At 72.4% G+C, this 19925-nt stretch carries 19 protein-coding genes; 18 read left to right on the top strand and 1 reads right to left on the bottom strand.

Going from position 1 to position 19925, the window contains the following annotated elements:
- Positions 1-221 precede the first annotated feature (221 nt).
- Both KBX34_RS22875 and KBX34_RS22870 read left to right on the top strand, forming a co-directional pair.
- Positions 222-1172, top strand: coding sequence for a DUF559 domain-containing protein (locus KBX34_RS22875; RefSeq protein ID WP_210926831.1), 951 nt, complete (start codon positions 222-224; stop codon positions 1170-1172).
- Positions 1173-1378: 206 nt separating this feature from the next.
- Complete coding sequence (locus KBX34_RS22870) at positions 1379-1948, top strand: carboxymuconolactone decarboxylase family protein (protein ID WP_247672119.1); 570 nt, start codon at positions 1379-1381, stop codon at positions 1946-1948.
- An 84-nt stretch (positions 1949-2032) separates the two neighbouring features.
- Here KBX34_RS22870 and KBX34_RS22865 read toward each other — a convergent pair whose 3' ends face one another.
- Entirely contained in the window at positions 2033-2860 is an 828-nt protein-coding gene (locus KBX34_RS22865; RefSeq protein WP_210926830.1) for a hypothetical protein, read from the bottom strand.
- Positions 2861-3086: 226 nt separating this feature from the next.
- On the opposite strand from KBX34_RS22865, the gene KBX34_RS22860 reads away from it, so the two are divergent.
- The 16 genes from KBX34_RS22860 to KBX34_RS22785 all read left to right on the top strand — a co-directional run.
- The gene (locus KBX34_RS22860; RefSeq protein WP_307871476.1) at positions 3087-3536 is read left to right on the top strand and encodes a ribonuclease domain-containing protein; all 450 of its coding nucleotides are present in this window, start codon (positions 3087-3089) and stop codon (positions 3534-3536) included.
- Positions 3537-3609: 73 nt separating this feature from the next.
- The gene (locus KBX34_RS22855; RefSeq protein ID WP_210926828.1) at positions 3610-3981 is read left to right on the top strand and encodes a barstar family protein; all 372 of its coding nucleotides are present in this window, start codon (positions 3610-3612) and stop codon (positions 3979-3981) included.
- A gap of 322 nt (positions 3982-4303) precedes the next feature.
- Positions 4304-5245 (top strand): hypothetical protein, encoded by a 942-nt coding sequence (locus KBX34_RS22850; protein ID WP_210926826.1) that lies wholly within the window; start codon positions 4304-4306, stop codon positions 5243-5245.
- A 39-nt stretch (positions 5246-5284) separates the two neighbouring features.
- Positions 5285-6454, top strand: a complete 1170-nt coding sequence (locus tag KBX34_RS22845; protein ID WP_088948445.1) for a hypothetical protein — start codon at positions 5285-5287, stop codon at positions 6452-6454.
- Between the two features lie 17 nt (positions 6455-6471).
- Entirely contained in the window at positions 6472-6900 is a 429-nt protein-coding gene (locus KBX34_RS22840) for a hypothetical protein (RefSeq protein ID WP_099854053.1), read from the top strand.
- A gap of 46 nt (positions 6901-6946) precedes the next feature.
- Positions 6947-7201, top strand: a complete 255-nt coding sequence (locus KBX34_RS22835; protein ID WP_210926824.1) for a hypothetical protein — start codon at positions 6947-6949, stop codon at positions 7199-7201.
- 2 nt (positions 7202-7203) lie between these two features.
- Positions 7204-10437 carry a hypothetical protein gene (locus KBX34_RS22830; RefSeq protein WP_210926822.1) on the top strand — a complete coding sequence of 1078 codons (3234 nt, stop codon included), beginning with the start codon at positions 7204-7206 and terminating at the stop codon, positions 10435-10437.
- Positions 10434-11918 carry a hypothetical protein gene (locus KBX34_RS22825; RefSeq protein ID WP_210926820.1) on the top strand — a complete coding sequence of 495 codons (1485 nt, stop codon included), beginning with the start codon at positions 10434-10436 and terminating at the stop codon, positions 11916-11918. The genes KBX34_RS22830 and KBX34_RS22825 overlap by 4 nt, the downstream gene beginning before the upstream one ends.
- 2 nt (positions 11919-11920) lie before the next feature.
- Entirely contained in the window at positions 11921-12421 is a 501-nt protein-coding gene (locus KBX34_RS22820) for a hypothetical protein (RefSeq protein WP_053659787.1), read from the top strand.
- Positions 12421-13068: a hypothetical protein gene (locus tag KBX34_RS22815; protein ID WP_210926819.1), complete on the top strand. Its 648-nt coding sequence runs from the start codon at positions 12421-12423 to the stop codon at positions 13066-13068. Before KBX34_RS22820 ends, KBX34_RS22815 begins: the two co-directional genes overlap by 1 nt.
- Positions 13065-15092: a hypothetical protein gene (locus tag KBX34_RS22810; RefSeq protein ID WP_210926817.1), complete on the top strand. Its 2028-nt coding sequence runs from the start codon at positions 13065-13067 to the stop codon at positions 15090-15092. Before KBX34_RS22815 ends, KBX34_RS22810 begins: the two co-directional genes overlap by 4 nt.
- Before the next feature lie 10 nt (positions 15093-15102).
- Positions 15103-15426 carry a hypothetical protein gene (locus KBX34_RS22805; protein ID WP_210926815.1) on the top strand — a complete coding sequence of 108 codons (324 nt, stop codon included), beginning with the start codon at positions 15103-15105 and terminating at the stop codon, positions 15424-15426.
- A 1-nt stretch (position 15427) separates the two neighbouring features.
- On the top strand, positions 15428-15931 hold the full coding sequence (locus tag KBX34_RS22800) for a hypothetical protein (protein ID WP_088948436.1): 504 nt from the start codon (positions 15428-15430) through the stop codon (positions 15929-15931).
- Positions 15924-17360 (top strand): baseplate J/gp47 family protein, encoded by a 1437-nt coding sequence (locus KBX34_RS22795; protein WP_210926814.1) that lies wholly within the window; start codon positions 15924-15926, stop codon positions 17358-17360. The genes KBX34_RS22800 and KBX34_RS22795 overlap by 8 nt, the downstream gene beginning before the upstream one ends.
- An 11-nt stretch (positions 17361-17371) precedes the next feature.
- Positions 17372-19717, top strand: a complete 2346-nt coding sequence (locus KBX34_RS22790) for a hypothetical protein (RefSeq protein ID WP_210926812.1) — start codon at positions 17372-17374, stop codon at positions 19715-19717.
- A 13-nt stretch (positions 19718-19730) separates the two neighbouring features.
- Positions 19731-19925, top strand: a 195-nt coding sequence (locus KBX34_RS22785) for a hypothetical protein (protein ID WP_210926810.1), incomplete at its 3' end; no start/stop codon positions are given.

The following is a 19925-nucleotide window of genomic DNA, read 5'->3' as shown; positions in this document are numbered from 1 at the left end:
AACGAGGACGCTCCTGACGCGGCTCCCGGCTCTGCTCGGCGTACTTATCGGCAGGCTGGGCGCGATTCGGGCGGGAGCCGCGGGTGGCCGATCAGTTATTGGGGCTGCACCACGACTGGCGGGCGCGTACCACAGATTGATAGGACCCGGTCTTTGTCCACACGTGCTGTCGCTATCCACAGCAGCTCCCAGGAGGAGGTGTTCAACGGCAGGGTGGGCTTGTGGACGCGCGCCTGCAGAACCTGCTCGATCGACGTGGTGGACTTGCCACACGGCGCGACATGCTCAGCGTTGCGCCACCCTGGACACTCCAGGGCGCCTGCCGGGCCGGTCGGATGGTCCGGGTGCTGCCGGAGGTCTACGTCGATGCTGAGCTCCTTCGGGACACTCAATCCGAGCTGCCGGTCCTCGCGCGAATCGAGCCGGAACTGGCTCGCCGGGCCGCGCTGGCGTACGGAGGTCGCTATGCCGCACTCAGCCGCCTGAGCGCGCTCGACGTGTGGGGCCTGCGGCGTCAACCGCCGCGCGCGCCCGTGCATCTCGATCTGCCCACCGGATCGGGTCGGCGTTCGTGGCCACACCTCGTGGTGCGTCACCGTCCCGGCTTCGCGGTTGAGCCTCCGCACGTGGTGATCCGAGGTGGCTTACCGGTCACCCGGCTCGACCGGACTTTGGTGGACTGCTGGCCGCTGTTGCCTACGGTCGACCGACCAAGCTTGCTCATCCGTGCGGTCAACGGCCGGCTTACCACCCCGCAGAGGCTTGTCACCGCTCTCGGCGAGGTGCCGAGGTTGCCCGACCGCAAGGCGCTGCGCGGATTGATGGATCGGCTCGCTGCTGGCTGTCGGAGCCCATTGGAGATCTGGGGCCATGATCACGTCTTCACCGGACCGGGCATGCCAGTGTTTATTCGGCAGGAACGGGTGCGCGTTAGCGCCCGGACCATCTACCTCGACATGTTCGCCGAGGCGGAACGGGTCAACATCGAGCTGGACGGTGCGACCAGCCACGGTGACCTGGTCGAACGCGAGATCGACCTCCGCCGCGACGCGCTACTCGCCACCGTCGGAATTCTCGTCGTCCGCTTCAGTCATCGGCGCCTAACCGCAGATCCGGTTCAGGTCCGTAAGGAAACCCTCGCCATCCTCGCCAATCGCGGTCTCCGCGCATGATCACTTGATGCGCTGTAGCTGCTTGTAGCTCTGAATCACTACTCACCATCAAGTGATCTTGAAGGGCGACTTCCCGCTGCGTGATGAGCATGTGGTTGCGGGCATCGGCGACGTCCTGGTCGTTGGCGTGGGTATTGGCCGGTCGACGTGCGGTTGGAGCGCCCGCATGATCCGCTGGCGTACGTCCAAGCATGGGGAGGAGTCGGATGAGTTTTCTGCAGCAGGCAGAGCAGTCGCCGGACACCGAGCGGATGTTCGATACCGACACGAAGGCGATGGGTTACCTGCCCAACTACACCAGGTTGTTCGCCCACAGCCCGGCGGTGTACCTGGCATGGCAGCAGCTCAACGGTGCGGTGAAGGCCGGGATGGAGCTGCGCCGCTATGAGTTGGCGACCCTCGCCGCGGCTCGGGCCCTGAAGTCCTCCTACTGCGGCCTGGCTCATGGAAAGGTCCTACGCGACAAGTTCTTCGACGCGTCGACCGTCGCCGCCATCGCGTCAGACCACGGCGACGCCGGTCTCTCCGCGCAGGAGGTCGCAGTCGTCAACTTCGCCGGGAAGGCCGCGGCCGACGCGAACTCCATCACCGAGGCCGACGTCGCGGGCCTGCGCGCTCACGGTCTCGATGACACGGACATCTTTCGCGTGATCCTCGCCGTTGGCGCCAGATGCTTCTTCAGCACCGTCCTCAGCGCTGGCGGGGCTGAGCCCGATCCGCAGTACAACGAGAGCCTGGACGTGGATCTGCGGCAGGCGCTGAGCTTCGGCGGCTAGACCAGCGAAAACGCACCGGCCAGGGCTCCGTCTCCCCGACGCATGATCACTTGATGCTCTGTAGCTGTTTGTAGCCCTGAATCGCTACTCACCATCAAGTGATCTCGAAGGGCGGCTCTGGGGCGGGATTGGGGACGCGGTCGCTTCCTGCGGGTGTTCGGCGTGGCGGCGTAGGAGTTCGGTGATCCAGCGGGCGGCTTCCCGCTGAGTGGTGAGCATGTGGTCGCGGGCGTCGGCGACGTCCTGGTCGTCGGCGTGGGTGTTCAGGAGCGTGGCCCACTGGCGGCTCAGTTCCTCGGCGTACCGGGCTTTGCGCACCTGCTCGTCGAACTGGTACTCCAGTTCGAGCAGTCGGTCGACGTGTGGTTGGAGCGCCGGCATGATCCGCTCGTCGAGCCGGACGGCGGCGTCGGGGCGGCAGGTGATGACGATGTCACCCCGCTCGTAGGACCACTCCGGATCGTCGGCGAGCGCCTGCCGCAACGCCACCTCCAGGTCACCCGCGCGATGCGGCGGCAGGTTCCGGGCTGCGTCGGCGGCGAGCCGGGTCAGCCGTTGGATCGCGTTGGGCTGGAAGTACTGCACGTACCAGCTCAGTACCTCGGAGCGCAGGCTCGTCGACGACGACCAGGCGAAGGTGGCGCGGATGTGGAACGAGTAAACGTATCCGCGTGCCGGGACCGCGATCAGTCGGGGCGCGTCGCGCTGCTCCACGAGGGGGCCGGAGAGCGGCGGGGCCGCGCCGGAGCCGACGGGGGCCTCGTCCTGGAGGGCCGCGACCAGTCGATCCCAGTGCCGTGCCCACCACCGCCAACCCCGGACGCTCGCGTCGCGGGCGATGGTCAGCCCTCGAACGCCCCGGTGTCGCCACTGGTCCGCGGGCCTCGGCCTCCCATCGGGGGCGTCCGTCATGGCACCCCTCCACGGTCGCGGATCCGCGTTTCACGCTAACAACCGATGACCGATTTGCCCGTAGCCACGCCGTCAGGGCCCACGAGGGCGGAGGGTCGTGCGGGGTTCACCGAGCATTGTGGCGCAGTTGGGGCGACGGGGCTGTCGCCGTCGACCGGCAACGGTGAGACTGGGGCTGATCCGACAGTGATGCGGATCGATCGACTGGATGGTCTGGAGGCAGCCTGTGTCCACCCTCGTGTCCCCGTTGGCCACGCTCGGCGCGATCCGCCGGCGTACCACCACTCTCGCCCTGCTCCTCACCATGGTCGCCGCCGCGCTGGTCGGCCCGTCCGTGGTGGCCCCGCGGTTGACCGACTCTGCCTCGGCGGCGGTCTACAGCTCCTGCAATGTCAGCCGCTGCGCGGACGCCCGTGCCGCCCGTTCGGGTTGGTCCGCCAAGGGCTTCCCGACCAGCCGCGGCTGGTATTCCTGGAGCGGCGGCAAATCCAACTTCGCCGGCGGCCGGTTCTACAACTACGAGGGTCAACTGCCGACCAACGCCACCTACTACGAGTACGACGTCTACCCGCGGACCCAGGGCGCCGCCCGGGACGCGTACCGGATCGTGGTGAACCGCAGCACCGGGGTCACCTGGTTCTCACCCAACCACTACACCGACTTCTACCGGCTCTGACCGACCGGGGGCCGGCCGGCTGCGTCCGGCCGGCCCCCGGCGTCGTCGCACAAGCCAGACCAGGAGAAACCTGATGTACGACGAGGACGACGGTCGGCTGCCCGACTGGTTGACGGTCTGTCGCGGCGCCGTCCCGGAGCTGCCCGGCGCGGTGGTGCTGTCCGGTGGAGCAGCTCGAACCCGGCCCGCGCTCTTCGCCGCGTTGGCCGTTGCGCTGGCCCTGCCGGCCCACCTGGGGAGCACCTGGGACGCCCTCTCCGACGTGCTCCGGGACCGGCTGGATGCCGACCCGCTCACCCTGCTGGTCATTGACGCTGGCGAGTTGCTCGTCGACGAGCCGGCCGGTCAGTACGCCCTGCTGTTCGCCGTGTTCGGCGATCTCGCCACCAGCGCCCCACATCCTCTCCGTGTGGTCCTGCACGGAGCTTCGCCCGCCGATCGCTAACCGGCTCGCGCGGAGGGTGTCTCACGGTGGGTGAGAGCAGTCGGAGGCGCATGTGCGGATGAGCGTGATGACTGTGAGGCATCAATATGACTGTGAGGTATCACGCTCATGGGTGAGGCCGCCTCCAGCCGCGCCGCGCCCTGCCGCCGTTGAGGACGGACGGCAGGGGCTGCGGAGAGCTGTGCGGGTGCTCAGTTTCCGACAGTCGCGGCGGCGGCGGGCAACGGTGACGGTGGCGGTGACGGTCCGGTGACGGGCCCTTCGCGATCCTCGTGCCGAGCCGGGCACTGTGCACCGGCGCGGGCAGCGGGGAGGCCGTGCGGTGGACTTCGTCGACGGGGTGCTGGTGCGGTTGGCCGATCCGGGCACCCGCGCCGCGCTCTTCGATGACGCGTCCCTGGCGCACCTGGTCGAGGCCGCGTACGACACCGAGGCGATGCCGGTCGCGCCACCGTACGCGGCGGTCTTCGACGAGCTGACCCTCGGCTTCGCCGCCGCTCCCGTCACGGTGGCCGAGGGGGAGTGGCTGGGCTCCGGTGGCACCACCCGCACCGAGCTGCGGGTGCGCCTGCACGGGCTCGGCGGTGCGGCGCTGCGGATCGACGCGTTGTGGCGGGGCAGCCTGGTGGTGCGGACCAGCGCAGCCCGGGACCGGGTCGAGGACCTCGACGTGGCGGTGCCCGCCTTCGACGTGGATCCGCAGATCGTCGCCGACCTGGGCGCGTTGCCGGCCGACCCGGCGCAACTGGAGACCGAGCGCCGGAGCCGGCTGGTGGCCCGCCTGCGGGCCGGGTTGCACCAGCCGGCCGCGTTCACCGACGCACACCTGGACCGGTTGCTCGCGGGTGTCGGCGCGGCGAACGCCGGCGACCTGGTGACGCGGATGCGCGGGCAGGCCGCGGGGGCCACGGTGAAGCTGCGCTACGCGGCGCCGCCAGCCGCCCCGCCGACCCCGCGTCCGCTGCCGTTCGCCGCCGCCGTGCTGATCCGCGACCAGGGCTTCTCCCTGGCCGACCTGCTCGTCGAGACCCGCCTCGTGCGGGCCCGCGCCGAGGAGCTGGGCCTGGACGTGCCCGCACCGGACGACGTCCGGCGACGACATCGGGTGGTCGCCGTCTGGGTGGTCCCCGTCGAGACGTTCGACGACGACGGCTGGCCCGGCGGCGACACCGGCACCGACGCACAGAAGCGGGCCGCCCGGTTCGCCCGGGCCGGCCAGTGGCTCGCCCGCAGCGGCATCGGCCTCGCCGCCGTGACGACCTGAGACCCCAGACCGCAACAGCAACTTCGTCCGGGAGGACCCGTGGCACCGACAGCAGCATTCCCGTTCATCGAGGTCCGGATCGTGCCGCCACCGGCGCCGCTGGCCCAGCGCTCACCGGGCGTCATTGCCGTGGTGGGTAAGGCGCCGGCCACGGCCGACGGCGGCTCGGCGCCGGCGAACACGCCGGTCCGGATCGAGACTCTCGACGACGCGGTCACCAACTTCGCCCGCCGGCAGGCCGGCAACGTGGTGCGCAACGCCCTCTACAACTCCCTGGAGCTGGCGTTCCTGCAGGACCCGCGTCCAGCCAAGGTGTACGGGGTCAAGGTCGCCGGCGACGACTACGCCGCCGCGCTCGGCGGTCTGGAGGCCGCCGACGACGTGACCATGGTGTCGCTGGCCAACGAGTCGGGCGTCGGCAACCCCGCTGGTGCGGGCGCGCCCACCGGGCTGCACGCGCTCAAGGCGCACGTGGAGACGATGTCCGCGGCCGGCCAGCGGCGGCTCGGGTTCGCCATGGTCAACCCGGCCACCGAGAAGGGCCCCACCTACGTCGCGGACATCACGACAGCCGCGAACCCGCTCAAGAGCAGCACCAGCCGGATGGTGATGATCGCCGCCCGGGGCGCGGACGGTGACGCGGCCACCGCCGCGATGGCCGCCGTGGCCGGACTGCCGGTGCACCACAGCATCGTGCTGAAGAAGATCCGCGGGGTCGCCATCCCGGTGGCCAAGCAGTACAGCCCGGCTGAGATCAAGGGCCTGTCCGAGGCCAACCTCACGCCGATCATCGACCCGACGCTGATCACCGGGGAGAGTCTGCACTTCGCCGACGGGAGGCTGTTCACCTCCGACGCGAGCCTGCTGCACGTCGACCTGGTGCGCACCCTCGATGCGATCGAGTTCATGCTGCGCGCCGGCCTGATCGGGCTGGTCGGCGACGCGCGGATCACCAAGCCGGGCATGACGCTGCTGAAGACCCAGGTCGACGGCATCCTCGGCCCACTCAAGCGGCAGTCGGTGATCGACGACTACCGCATCGAGATCCCGGTGCTGGACATCCTCACCATCCCCGAGGTCGCGCGTACCGCAACCGACACCTCGATCGTCACCGCCGCCCGGGCCGACCGCACCGTCGACCTGGTCGTCACCGTCACGTACGGCCCGGCCGTGAGCCGCCTGCTGGTCACGCTCGTGGCCAAGTTCTGACCCGGAGGAACCAGACCATGGAGTGGAAGACCCGCCTCGCGGTGCAGTACACCAAGGGCACCGAGACGGTGCTGATCAGCCCCATCGACTCGTTCAGCCCGTCCTTCTCGCTCAACGTCGAGGCCCTGCACTCGTGCGAGGTCACCCACCTGGGTGTCATCCACGCGCCGGTGTCGATGAACTTCACGATGACCGTCAAGGCGATCGGGGACGTCGCCGGCCGGCTCACCAAGCTGGCCCTCGACGGCGACCTGTTCGACATCGCGCTGCTGGAGCACACCGGCGACGACTGGGCGTTCTCGTCCTTCGTCCTGCGTGACTGCATGATCACCAGCGCCACGCCGACCACCGCCACCATCTCCGGCGCCCCGGCCGCGACCTTCAGCGGCTTCAGCCTGGCCGCCACCGTCGACCCGAAGACCGGCGACCAGTCCGTGCTGCCCTGACCGGGCAGGACGTGACAGCCCGCCAACGATCAACCGGAGGTAGCAGATGACGACCGGTGCTGGCCGTGCCGCCCGGGTCACCCGTACCGGGCTGGCCCTGGTGCACGCGGGTGAGTTGGTGCTGCCGGCGGCCGGCAGCGAGGCGGAGGCCGCGCAGGTGGCCGAGGACGACCGCGCTGTCATCGCGTACCACTTCCCGGTGGAGATCGAGGTGGTCGTGGCCGACGGCGCGGTCGACACCGACGCGCTCGCCGACCTCGCGCTGGCCCGCCTCGCCGACCACCTGGACGGGCAGGTCTGACGGTGGCCATCTCGGTGCACGTCCCGGTGCGGATCCGGCTGGACGCCCGGTCGGTGACCGAGCGGCCGGCGGCGGTGACCGACGCGCTCGGCGCGGCCCTGGCCCGCGCGCTGGAACGCTCCCGCCGCGAGGTGGTCGCGCCCCGCGGCGGCTACCTGGAGGTACGCCCCGACCCGCCGGAGTTCCGCTGGACCGGCGCGGGCGGCGAGCGGGTGTCCCCGGACGACCGGCGGGCCTTCGAGGCCCGGCTACGCCGGCGCATCGACGAGGTGATCACGGCGGCGCGGCTGGACCCGGGGCTTCCGGCCGGGGTGGCCGCGCCGCTGAGCCGACCGGCAGCCGAGGTGTTCGACCCGCAGCGGATGCGTCACCTGCTGGCCGTCTACCGGGTGCCGTCCTACGACGACGGTGGGGACGCCGCCGAGGTGCCGGTGGACGGCGACGAGCCGCCCTCGGTGACCTACCAGTGGCTGCTACGGCCGGTCACGTACCTGGCCAGCCACTTCGCCGAGCTGGGCCGTGAGGCGGTACGTCAGCACGGCGGCCTGCCGTCGGGCACGCCGCAGGGTGTGATCGCCCGGGTGGTCGGCTCGGACGGTCGCCCGGTCTGGGTCGTCATGGTGAACACCACCCCGTGGTCGGTCCTCACGTTCGAGCGGTTCGGCGAGACGGTGTTCCGGGCCGCTCCGCAGCCGCACTTCGAGGTGGAGGAGCGGGTGCCCAGCCCGCAGCCCGGCACGGTGCAGCGGCGGCTGGTCGCCGACCGGAGCGCCCTGGTCGCGATGGTGGACGAGGAGCTCAGTGCCGACATCCGGCAGCGGTTGCGGACCGCCCAGCCGCGCGGCGAGACCACCAGTGTGGACGAGTACCAGGCGCAGATCGAGCGGGCCGTCGACGCCGAGGTGACCCGGCGGGTCGACGCGATCCTCGCCTCGGTGGGCGGCGCGGTGCCCACCTGCCTCGTGGTGATCAGCATCGGTGGGGTCTCGCTGCTGCTGGTGGGCACCGAGGAGACCGACAAGACGCTGCACTGGACCGGCACCGCCAACCTCCTGCCGATCAGCGTCGAGCAGCGACCGGCGGCGCCACCGGATCCGAACGCACCCCCCGGTGGCGGCATCGGCGACGGCACCGGTTCGGGGACAGGTACCGGTAGCGGCTCCGGCGTGGGCGGCGCAACGGGCGCGGGCGGTGGCACCGGCGCGGGAACCGGCAGTGGCCCGGGCGGTCCCACCGGCACCGGCACCGGGCCGGGCGGCGGTGGCACCGGTGGGGACGGCAGCGGCGGGGCCCGTCGGGGCGGGTTCGTCTTCGACCCGAGCAGCCCCAGCGCCCCGCCCGGCGCCGAGGGTCGACGGTTTCCGGCCGTCGCCGGCGAACACTCCGAGATGCGGGCCTGCGCGCCGTTCAACGGCGAACCGGAGCTGGCCGCGCTCGGCCCGGACGGCGACGAGCTGCGCCGACTGATGGACGACATCGCGTTCCGGCTCCAGATGGGCGAGGCCTGCCGCTACCCGGCGAACTTCTGCCTCCAGGCCGCCGCCATGCTGCGCGGCCGGGCCGCGGCGATCAGCCTGCTGGTCGGCGCCTCGGAACGCGAGGCGTTCACCCGGCCCGTGCCGCAGGGTTCCGGAGGGCTCGGCCCGCTGGACTTCCGGCCGGTCGCCTCGCCCGCGGTGCAGTTCCTGCGCCACCTGGCCGGGGTCGTGCCCCGACTGGATCACCTAGCCCAACTGGTGATGCGCCGCTACAGCCAACCCGAGCACTTTGCCCGCATCCAGGGCGGCTGGATCGACACGTCCGCGTCCTGGAACCTGCACTTCGTCCAGGCGCTCAGCGGCGCGGTCAAGGACGCCGTCGGGCAGCTCTTCGTCGTCGGCAGCCAGGCGATGCTCGTGCAACTGCTGCTCAGCTCGCGCACCGGCATCGAGGCGCGGATCACCCACTTCGACAGGTACGCGCCGATCTTCGAGCGGTTGATCGTGTCCCAGCTCACCGACTACGCCGAACTTCAGGGACTGCGCGAGCGGCTGCGCCGCCACGAGGCCGCCCGGTGGACGGCCGAACACACCGACCTCGGCGGCGGCACCCTCGCCACGGTGTCCATGGCCAACCCGTCCACCGCCTGGTACGGGGCCGCCCGCGCCATCTCCAGCGCGTTCCTCGCCACCGAGGCCGCGCTGAGCAGTCCCGGCGCGGCCGGCGAGATCGTCGAACGTGACGGCACCACCCGGATCCGCGACTCGCACGCGGTGCTCTGGACCCTCGCCGAGATCGAGCAGGCGCTGGTCATCCAACGCGGCGAGGCCGAGGGCATCGACCCGCTGGTCAAGCAGATCACCGACCTGCCCGACGTGCTGGCCCGCTTCGCCGGCAACCGGTCGGCGATCCGCGACGAGCTGTGGCGGGTGCTGCAGGACATGCGGCGCAACAACACCGAGATGCTCGGCCGTGCCCGCACCGACGCCCGCTTCGCGTTCCGGTCCAGCCGGATCAGCGAGCACATCCCGTCGGCCACCATCCCCGGAGGACAGTTCGCGCTGCAGGGCATCCACCTGGTCACCCACCAGCAGATCGGCGAGTTCTTCGGCGGCAACCTCTACTACGCCACCGGTGTCGACAGCCTGTTCCACACCGAGCTGGGCCGGGAGGCGCTGAGCGCGTTCGGCGTCATGGTGGGGATCATCGCGCTGTCGCTGCTCTGCCCGCCGCTGGGCTTCGTGGTCGGGGTGGCCGTCGCCGCCGTCGACGTGGCACACGCACACCAGCGCGAGCGCCTCTACGGATCGATGCTCGACCCGGAGCTGGTGCTCACCCGCACCGAGGTCGAGGTCGAGCTGTTCGCCGCGTACCTCGGACTCGCGTTGTCGCTGATCCCGGAGGCCGGCACCATCGGCGGCGCGGCCGTGCGCGGAGGCCGGGTCGCCCTGCGTTTCGGTGTCCGCGCCGGGTTGCGCACAGCCCGAGGGTACGTGGTACGCCGGGTCACCCGGCAGATCGTCGAAGCCGCGTCCCGTGACCTGCTTCAGGGGTTCCTCACCGAGATCCTGCTCAACGAGGTGCTGGAACGGGTGGTGCAGAAGCTGATGGAGCCGGTGCTCGCGTACGTGGAGCGCGAGGCGATGCTCAGCGGCGCTGTCGGTGGCCCGGAGGGCGCCCGGTTCATCCTCATGGTGCTGGACTCACAGCCCGGTGGCGCCGCCGCGGGTCCGCGCGTCCCGGTGGTGCGGCCGTGACCGGGCCACGCCGGTTCCGTGCCGGCCGGTTCCTCGACGCCGCCGCCGTGCACGCCGCCGCCGACGCCAACCCACGACTGCAACGCTTCATGCGAACCATCGCCGCGCACAGCGAGGCCGGCGACGTGCGTTCCCGGCGGCTGCTGGAGCACCTCATCCGCCGCGTCGTCGACGACGTCGGCGACCTGCACCTGAACAACGCGCTCAACCGGCTGGAACGCATCGCCGTGCTGCGCGACAACATCGCCGCGATCCTCGACCACGTGCTGGAGGGCGGCACCCTGCCCGAGGGGGTGCGGCTGGAGACGCTCGGCGAGCGCTTCGACCAGCTCAACACCGAGATGCGCGAACTGAGCCGCCCGCGCGAGGGCATCGTCGGAGACGCGCCGCTGCGGCTGGCCGACGACGCAGCCCAGTACGCCGACTCGCTGCTGCGCGAGTTCGAGGTCGCAGGCGGTACCAGTGCGGCCGGCTGGCACGTCGAGCCCGCCGCAGTGGTCCAGGAAGCGTTCCGGGCCATGCCGGCGGACCAGCAGGCCGCGTTGCGCCGCGCCGCCGAGCTGGAACCGGAGGCGCTGTGGCGGGCGGTGGCCGCCGAAACCGAGAGCGGCAGCCGGGCCGCCGTCACGGACCTGGAGACCCGGCTCGGCGGCCGGCTCACCCCCGACGACGTCGCCCGGCTGCGGACCGCAGTGGGTGAACTCGGCAAGGCCCGCTCCAAGGGCCTGCACATGAACGACGCCCGGCTCACCGAGGCCCTGGCCCGCATCGCCGACCCGGAGCTGCGCGCGGTGGTGGCCAGCGGCGACATCTGGCTCACCCAGCAGTTGGCCGTGCACAACCCGGAGGCCCTGGCGACCCTGTGGCGACGCTTCCGCGACCGGGGCGGCCGCGCCGACGACGGCCCCGGCTTCCGCGCCTACCTGCGCCACGACATGGTCACCTACGGCCGCGGCGTGCTCGGCGAGTACGGCGCCGCGTTCTCGCTGAGCAGCATCGAGCTGTTCCTCAAGGGCCCCGACGCCAACGTCAAGGTCGCCGGCACCGACCTGGTCGGCATCGGCCACGACGGGTGGGTGTGGCTGATCGACGACAAGTCGCACCGGGCCAGGAGTGTCAGCGGAGTCAGCGCGCTCACCGACAACCTCGTCACCAACCTGCGCCGCGACGCCTCCGACTTCCGCGACGCCATCGCCCGGCTGCAACGCGACGACCCCGGTTTCACCCCCGACCCGCGGATCCTCGACGCGATCTCCCGGATGGAGGACGCCGCAGCCGAGATCGACCGGATCAACCGGCGTGGCTCCGCGTCCACCCGGCCCGCGCGGATCAGCCGGGCACTGGAGGATCGCCGGCTGCGGCTGCGCGTCACCAGCGCCGCCGGCGAGGTCCGCGAGATCACCCAGGCGCTGCGCGCCCTGGGCCTGGCCGTCGAAGCCACCGGTACGCCGGTGTCGCTGCCACCCATCGGAGGGCGCTGAGCATGGCCATCACCAGCAGCTTCATGCGGTACGGCACGGTGCCGTCGGCGATCATCAGCGACGGGGTGCTGCCGATCCCGCTCTGGGCCGTCACCGCCATCTCCCTCGCGCAGACCTACCACCTGCCGCCGATCGGCTCCACCGCGCACAAGGCCATCGTGGCCACCCACGACGACACCATCACCCTGACCGGGGTCCTCGTCGGCGCGGAACGCTACGCCTGGAAGTTCGCCCTGGAGACGATGGCCGAGGCGAGCAAACGCGGCACCGCCCTCGCCGCGTACTCCGGGGGGAAGTTCGGCGGGCTGATCCTGGTCACCTCGATGACCATCCGCACCGACATGCAGGTGCAGTCGCTGACCTTCAACGCGTCCGCCGCCCGCCGCGACGTCCTGGACACCACCATCACCCTCGTCCACGTGCCCCGTCCCAGCCTGCTCGGCAAGCTGCTCGACGTGGCCAGCATCGGAGTCGGCGCGCTCGCCGACGGGTTGGGCAACTGATGCCACCGTTCCCGATCGACCGCTACCTGCTGCCGGAGACACCTGTCGAGGTGCCCGACGGGTTCACCGAGGTGCGGCAGAGCCTCACCGCCGGCCTCCCGCACCGCGTCGAGCTGGGCGCCGGTGTCCACGCGGTGCTGATCCTGCCCACCGGCCTGGCCCGGCAGTGGCTGAACACCGACCCCCTCGCGGTGGTCAGCACCTCCGCCGACGACCTGGCGCCCCGGCCCGCGCCCCCGGCCGTGCCCCCGCCACCGGCGCTGGTCGGGCGGGTGCCGCTGCGACTGGTGGTCCGTCAGGGCACCCGGATCCTCGGTTCGGTGCCGCTCGCCGGCGGTCTGCGCCGGGTCTGCCCCGACGCCGGCCCGGCGGTCGCCGCCGGGTCCACCCCGATCGTCGTCGAGGTGGTGGTGCTCGGCTGGCTGCTGCACGCCGGGACGGTACGCGGCTCCGGCGACTACGGCTCGTCCATCGCGCTGGCCTGGCGGCGCGCCGACCGCGCGGCGGACCAGTTCGGGCCGCCACCGATCAACGAGTTCGTCTGGCGTCGCCGCCCACCCGCCCAGCGCGTCGAATCCGAGCTGGGCCCCGGCCGGCTGCGCTACCGCTACCTGCTCGACAAGAAGCTGCGGAGGGTGCTGCGATGACGCTCACGCCGTTCCAGACCGGTCAGGTCCGCCAGGGCGCGGTCGGCAACGACGCCGGTTGGACCCTGACCTTCCACCGGGAGACCCCGACCGGGCTGAGCCAGGACGCGGCGCTCACGCTGTCCAGCGCCGACTACTACGCGGCCATCGACGCCGCGCTGCCCGACGGACTGGGCCCCGGCGCGTACACGATCACCGTGCAGGGGCTGATCGACGAGCACTTCGCCCTCTTGCGCACCGCCGAGGGCCAACCACCGCTGGTGGCGAAACTGCACCTGTACTGGCGCGACGCCAACACCTCGGTCGGCGCCTTCTTCACCAACCTGGTCGGCGTCAACGCCGGGCCCACCCCGGCCGAGCTGACCCAGGCGCTGGTCGCCGTGCTGCGGGTGACGAAGGTGCGCCGGCTCACCGGCGAGCGGACGTACGACACCGAGCTGACCCTCGTCGAGCAGGCGTACGCCCGGCTCGGTCAGCGGGTCGCCGAGCGGTTCGAGGCGGCGACCTTCAGCGCCGCGATCCGGGCCGTCGCGGAGCGGACCAGGGTGGACATCGCCACCTGGGGCGCGAACCCGGACGGCACGATGACCAGGGGCGCCACCGAGGCGGCCGGCGACGAGCGGGTCGCCTTCGGCGCCGGGCTGCTCCACCGCGCCGCGCTGGAGCGGATCGGCGGCGCGTTGCAGCAGTCGCTCAACTCGTACGGGCGGGGGATGCTGCTGATCCGGGACGGCACCGTGCACGTCGGCAAGCGGCCGATCCCCTACCCGGAGGGGGAGCCCAAGCCGCTCACCCTCGCCACCGGCCTGCTCGCCTGCACCGAGAACGGCAGCCAGGACACCGACCCGTACGCGGCCACCGAGGCCGGCGGCACCGCCGCTCCGCGCCGTCGGGCGTGGACACTGACCCTCAAGGGCCGCCCCGACCTGAAGCCCGGCGACCTGGTGCGCTTCGACCCGCCAGCGGTGGACGAGGCCACCACGCTGGGCAGCGTCGGAGCGGCACTGCTCGGCTCGTTCGCGGCCCCGTTCGCCCCGTCGACCGGGGAGTTGGGCGCGGGGGCGAAGCTGCTCTACCTCAGCGCCGCGCGGCACACCCTGTCGCGTACCGCCGGTTTCGTCACCGTGGTGCAGGGCGTCGAGGTCACCTCGGGCGCCCAGGCCTGGGACAGCTGGAGTGACGCCTCCGGCGTGGGCGCGGCTGAGCCGGCCGGTCCGGCGTCCTCGCCCGGGGTGGCTGCCGCCGAGGCGGTGCGGCGGGCGGCCCGCGCCGCCCGGGGCGAGACGCGTGGCCTGGAGATCGGCGAGGTACGCGCGGCGGCCACCAACGCCACCGGCGCGGTCGAACCGCCGGCACAGACCGAGACGGTGTGGGAGGGGCTGGCCCGCCCGGACGGCCGCCCCAACGGCGCCCGCCGCCTGCCGGTCCGCCGGGAACAGCCCGCGCCGCTGCCCGGGGTGACCTATCTGACCCCGTTCGCCTGGGGTGGCTGCGGGCTCATCCTGCCCCGCTACCCGGGCACCCGGGTGGCGCTGGCCTACCGCAACGGCGTGCCGGACGACCCGGTGGAGGTGGGCGCGCTCTGGCCCACCGGGCACGCCCCGGTCTCCCAGCCGGGGGACTGGTGGCTGTCCCTGCCGGTCGGGGTGGCCACCAACAGCCGCTCGTCGGTCGGCGACACGGTGGTGCCGGCCGACCACGACGGCAAGGTGGCGCACGACCTCACCGACGGCGACGGCAACCGGGTCATCGAGCTGGGTGAGCTGACCGTGCGGGTGGGCCGGGCCCAGTTGCAGGGGCGCGGTCAGCGCCCGGCCCGCGCCGACGAGGCCGACAGCATCACCATCGAGCACGCCGCCGGCGGGTCGTCGATCGTGATGAAGCAGGACGGCTCCATCACCATCACCGCCACCCAGATCGACCTGGACGCGGGCAACGGCGCGGTGAACATCAGCGGCGGCACCGTCAACATCGCCGCCGACGACGTCGACGTCCAGGTCAGCAACGCGATGAACGTCCACTGAGGAGAGCGACATGGCTTTCGTGCTCACCACGTCGAGCAACGTGCACTGCCCCAGCCAGGGCGCGGTCACCCCGGCCGGGCAGGCGAAGCTGATCGTGGCCGGCGCCCAGGTGACCCGCCTCGACGGGATCACCGGCAAGTCGGTGACCGGCTGCACGATCACCGACAGCAGCTCCACGGTGCAATGCAAGACGGTGGTGTCGGCGACCGGCGCCGCCCAGAAGCTGCACGTCAGCGGGGCCGGCGTGGCGCTGGCCACCCTCAGCGGCGCCACCAACGGCAGCACCCCCGGGCTGTCCGCCAGTGCCGGGCAGAGCAAGCTGAAGGCGGTCTGAGATGGACCGGACCGAGCGGGAACGGCAGGCCGCCCAGCGCCGCTACCTCGGCTGGGGCCTCGCCTTCGAACCCACCATGCCCGGCGTGGACCTGGCCCGCGACATCGTCTTCGACGACGGCCCGAACGGCCGGGTGCTGGCCCTCGTCGCCGGCACCGACAACGTGGCCCAGAGCCTCGCGGTGGCCCTGACCACCCTGCGCGGCTCGAACGTCTTCGACGCCACCTTCGGCTTCGACGGTCTCAACGCCCTCGCCGAGCAGATTGAGCCGAACCTGATCCGCGAGCAGGTGCGCATCGGCATCATCACGCTGCTCGACCGCGACCCCCGCGTCCGCAAGATCGTCGACGTGAACCTCGACGACGGTCGGCTCGGCGCGAACGGCACCGACGACGCGGCGAAGGCCGCGCTGCGCGCGTCCCGCACCCTCCAGGTGCAGGTCCAGTTCGAAACCATCACCGACGACCGGCTCTCGGTGCATCTCGGGGAGCTGCCCAGTGTCTGATCCCACCCTCCCGGCCGAGCTGGCCGACGTCTTGGCCGTCGACGCCGCCGCACTTCGGGCCACCGGCTCGACCGGCTTCGGCATCGTCGAGAGCGGCTTCGTGCCGAAGTCCTTCGCCCGGTTGCTCGCCGAGAAGCTGGCCACCGCCCGGCTGCTCTTCGGCGACGACATCGACCTGACCAGCGGAGCGGTGCTCCGAAAGGTCCTGGAACTGGCCGCGCTGGAGGACGCCCGACTGTGGGCGGCGCTCGGTGCCGTCTACGACAACTCGTACGTGGTGTCGGCGACCGCCGACGCGTTGACCCGCCTCGGCGAGGAACTCGGCATACCCCGCCCGTACCTGCCGGCGAAGGGCACGGTGAAGCTGAAGCTGAAGGCCGCCCTGCCCACCGGGCGCACCCAGCTCACACTGCCCCGGGGAGCGCGGCTGTCCACACCCGGCGGGCACCACGTGGCTCTGGACGAGACGGTGGTGCTCTCCGCCGCCGTGGGCGAACGGGTGCCGGCCGTCGCCGCGTTCTATCCCGGCCCGGCGCACAACCTCGACCCCGCGCAACCCAGCCAGAAGATCGACCGCTGGAACCGGGCCGACACCCTGCTGGCCGACCTGGACGACGCCGAGCAGGCCGCCGGCAAGGAACTGGTGGAGATCACCCACACCGTCGCGCTGACCGGGGGCGAACAGCAGGTCCCCGACGCGCGCTACCGGCAGCTGCTGCTGGCCGCGCCCCGCTCCATCTGGACGGCCGAGGCGATCGGTCTGGCCGTGGCGACAGTGCCCGGCGTACGTCAGGTGCAGGTCTTCGACGGTCGCGGCGGGCTGGACCTCAACCAGTCCATCTTCGGCAACTTCAACTTCATCGAGCGGGTCTTCAGCACCGAACGCGACCTCGGCAACCCGTACTACGTCACGGTGCTGGTCGCGCCCACCGCCGCGGCCATCTGGGACGGCCCCGACGGGCTGCACGCCGCAGTCGAGTCGGTCATCGAGGACCTGCGCCCGGTGGGCATCTTCGCCTCCGTGGACCGTGCCGACGAGGTGGGCATCGGTGTCGAGGCCGATCTGGTGATCAGGGGCCTGCCCCTGCCCACCGGCTCGAAGGAGACGGTGAACGCGTCCACAGCGGCCACCGAGCTGCGGGCCCGCCTGCACGCCCGGTTGCGCCGCTACGTCGACGAGCTGCCCTTCGGCGAGCCGGTCCGCGCCGCCGAGGTGATCTGGACGCTGATGAACGAGCCGGGCGTCGCGGACGTCCGCGCACTGCGGCTGGTCCGCTTCCCGGCCGACTCGGCGGTGGTGGTGACCGGCAGCGCGCCCACCGGCGACGGGGTGCAGCGCCTGCCGGTCGGCGACAACGCGGTGCTCGCCGCGAACCAGGTGCCCGTCTACGTCGACCGGGACGACCCCCGGCCGTTCCGGATCGTCTGAGCGGGGGACCGATGACCGACATCCGGGTACCCGTGGACGGCGCCGACCCGTCCGTCGAACGTAACCTCGTCGACCAGCTGGAAGGCCCGTACCCGGGCACCGTCCGGCGGGTGGTGGTGCCACTGGCCGGCACCGGCGCCGCCGTCGTGGACTGGACCAGCCGCCACCCGCTGCTCACCGTCGTGCTGCGCCGCGACCTGGCCGAGGAGACCGTGCGGGTGACCGTCACTGTGGACCCCGGCGGCGCGGGCCAGCGGGTGCTGCCGCCGGTGGTCTTCGCGCCGTGGTCGGCCGCCGGGGCGTCGGTGCCGGCGTACGCCCCGGACACCGCCGACGAGCCGTTGGTCGCGTCGTTCCCCGTCGCCGTGACGGCCGAGCGGGCCGTCGACGGCGCCGCCGCCACGCCGGTCACCGGTGCCGCGCTCACCGGGCTGGTCGAGCTGGCCGTGCTGGAGGGCAACCTGGGCCGGCTGCTCTACCTGATGTCGTACGAGAAGCACCGGCTGCGCCGCGCGGCCCGGGAGGTGCACGCGTACCGGACCCTCGCGCACGCCCGCCGCGACGCGCTGGACCGGATCGGCGCGGACGTCGGGGTGGCCCGCTTCGTCGACGAGCTGGTGCACGAGCCGGCCTCCGGTGAGGTGTACGCCCGCCGCCTGGCCCCGCCGGCCCGCGAGCCGGACGCCGCGTACGCCCACCGGCTCGGTCTCTACGGGCGGTTCCTGCTGCCCACCCCTGGTGCGGTGCGCCGGCTGCTCAACGGGCCCGGCACGGACACCGACCCGAACACCGGGCTCTTCGCCGACCTGCCCGGCGGGGCGCGGTTCACAGTGCGCGAGGACGACGACCGGTTCGCGGTGGCGATCCGGCTGGTGGCCGCCGGCGATCCGCAGCACCGCACGAACTTCCTCGCGCAACTGCGCCGCGACCGGCTGGTGCTGCCCGCGAACACCCCGCCGAACAACACAGTGCACGCCGGCCGGGCGTTGCCGGCCAGTCGGCTGGCCGAGGTCACCGCGCTGCGGGCCAGCCTGCGCCAGTCGTACGCCTTCGACAGCGCGCACGGCGTCGCACCGCCGCTGGCCGCCGCCCTGGACCGGGCCGGTCGGGTCTGCCGGGCGCTCGGCTCGTCCATCGTCTGGCAGGTGACCCGGGCCCAGGACGACGCCGGTGGCAGCCGCTACGAGCTGGGCCTCGGCGTCGACGTGAGCTGGCCGACCCCCGCGCAGGCCACCGACCTGCGCAACCGGGTGCTGGACACCGCCCGAGCGGTCACCGCCGACCGGACCGCCGAGGCGCTGATCGCCGCCGCCCGTGCGCAGGGCGTGCCCACTGTGGCAGCCGACGGGGAACTGGCCTGGCTGTGGCGGGTGTGCGGGTTGCCGACGACACACCGGGTCAGCACCACCAGGATGTATCTGTCGCACCTGCCCACGCGAGGGCTGGCGGTGACCGCGCCGCTGAGCGCCGCGGTCGGGGCCGACACGCCGGTCGAGGCGCAGTTCCACGCGCCGGGCGACCCGGGCGGCAACGCGCTGCTCCTCGCCGGTCTGGTCGCCGCCGCGTCAGCCTGGACCGGCGCGGGGGAGCCGGCGTGGACGCCGCTGACCGACGCGGCGGCCCGGACCCGGTGGGCGGCGGTGCCGACCCGGCCGGCCGGGCAGCCGGTGGACCAGGTGCTGGCCGCCGCCGGCCTTCCCGCGGTACGGGATCCGGCCCCGGTGGTCGCCGCGCTGAACCGCCTCCCCGACGAACTGGTGGAGACCATCGAGCTGCCGGCCGCGTTGGCCAGCGCGCTGATCGCCGGCCAGCCGGCTGCCGGCGACCGGCTGGCCCGCCTGGTCGGGCTGCTGCGCGAGCAGCACCTCGCCGCCGCGCTGCCGCTGGTCGAGACGGGCAACCGGATCCTGCTGGTGTGCAGCGTGATCGGGCTGCCGCAGGCCGGGCTGAACCTGGCCGAGCGCCGGGCCACCGGGTTCCGTTGGTACACCGTGGGGCTCGGCGGTGGCACCGCGGAGATCAAGGCGGTCGGCGCGCGGACTGCGCTGCGGCCCACCCACGCCGGGTTGGTCGCCGTGGTGGCGCTCTCCTACGTGCGGACCGGCCGGACCGACCCGTACGAGTTCCGGGTGGAGCTGCCCGACGGGGTGACGTTGACCCTGGCGCAGTACGAGCGCCTGATGAACGCGCTGACCCGGGTCTGCCCGCTCGGCGTGGAGATCAACACGTTCGGCATCCGCCGCGACCACGTCGACCTCGACGCCGACGGCACCGCCGAGCCGCTGCGCCCGACGGTGGCCCGGACCTTCCGCACCTTCCAGCAGCGCCGGCACCGCGGCGTGTACGACCAGCTCTGAGAGGGACACCACAATGGCGAGCGAGATCAATTACGACGGGGTGACCGTCACCGAGCTGTACGAGGCGTTCACCAAGCACGGCATTCCGGCCTCGGACGCCAGTGTGCTGGTCTCATCCTGGATCTACGAGAACGTGGGCACCGCGAAGCGGGTGTTCAGCTACGCCGAGTCGTTCCCCGCCGTGGAGCCGGGCTGCGCGCCGCCGCCG

The organism is Micromonospora sp. M61 (genome assembly GCF_018070245.1).
Classification (GTDB): domain Bacteria; phylum Actinomycetota; class Actinomycetes; order Mycobacteriales; family Micromonosporaceae; genus Micromonospora; species Micromonospora zamorensis.
This window is presented reverse-complemented; position numbering and strand designations above follow the sequence as displayed.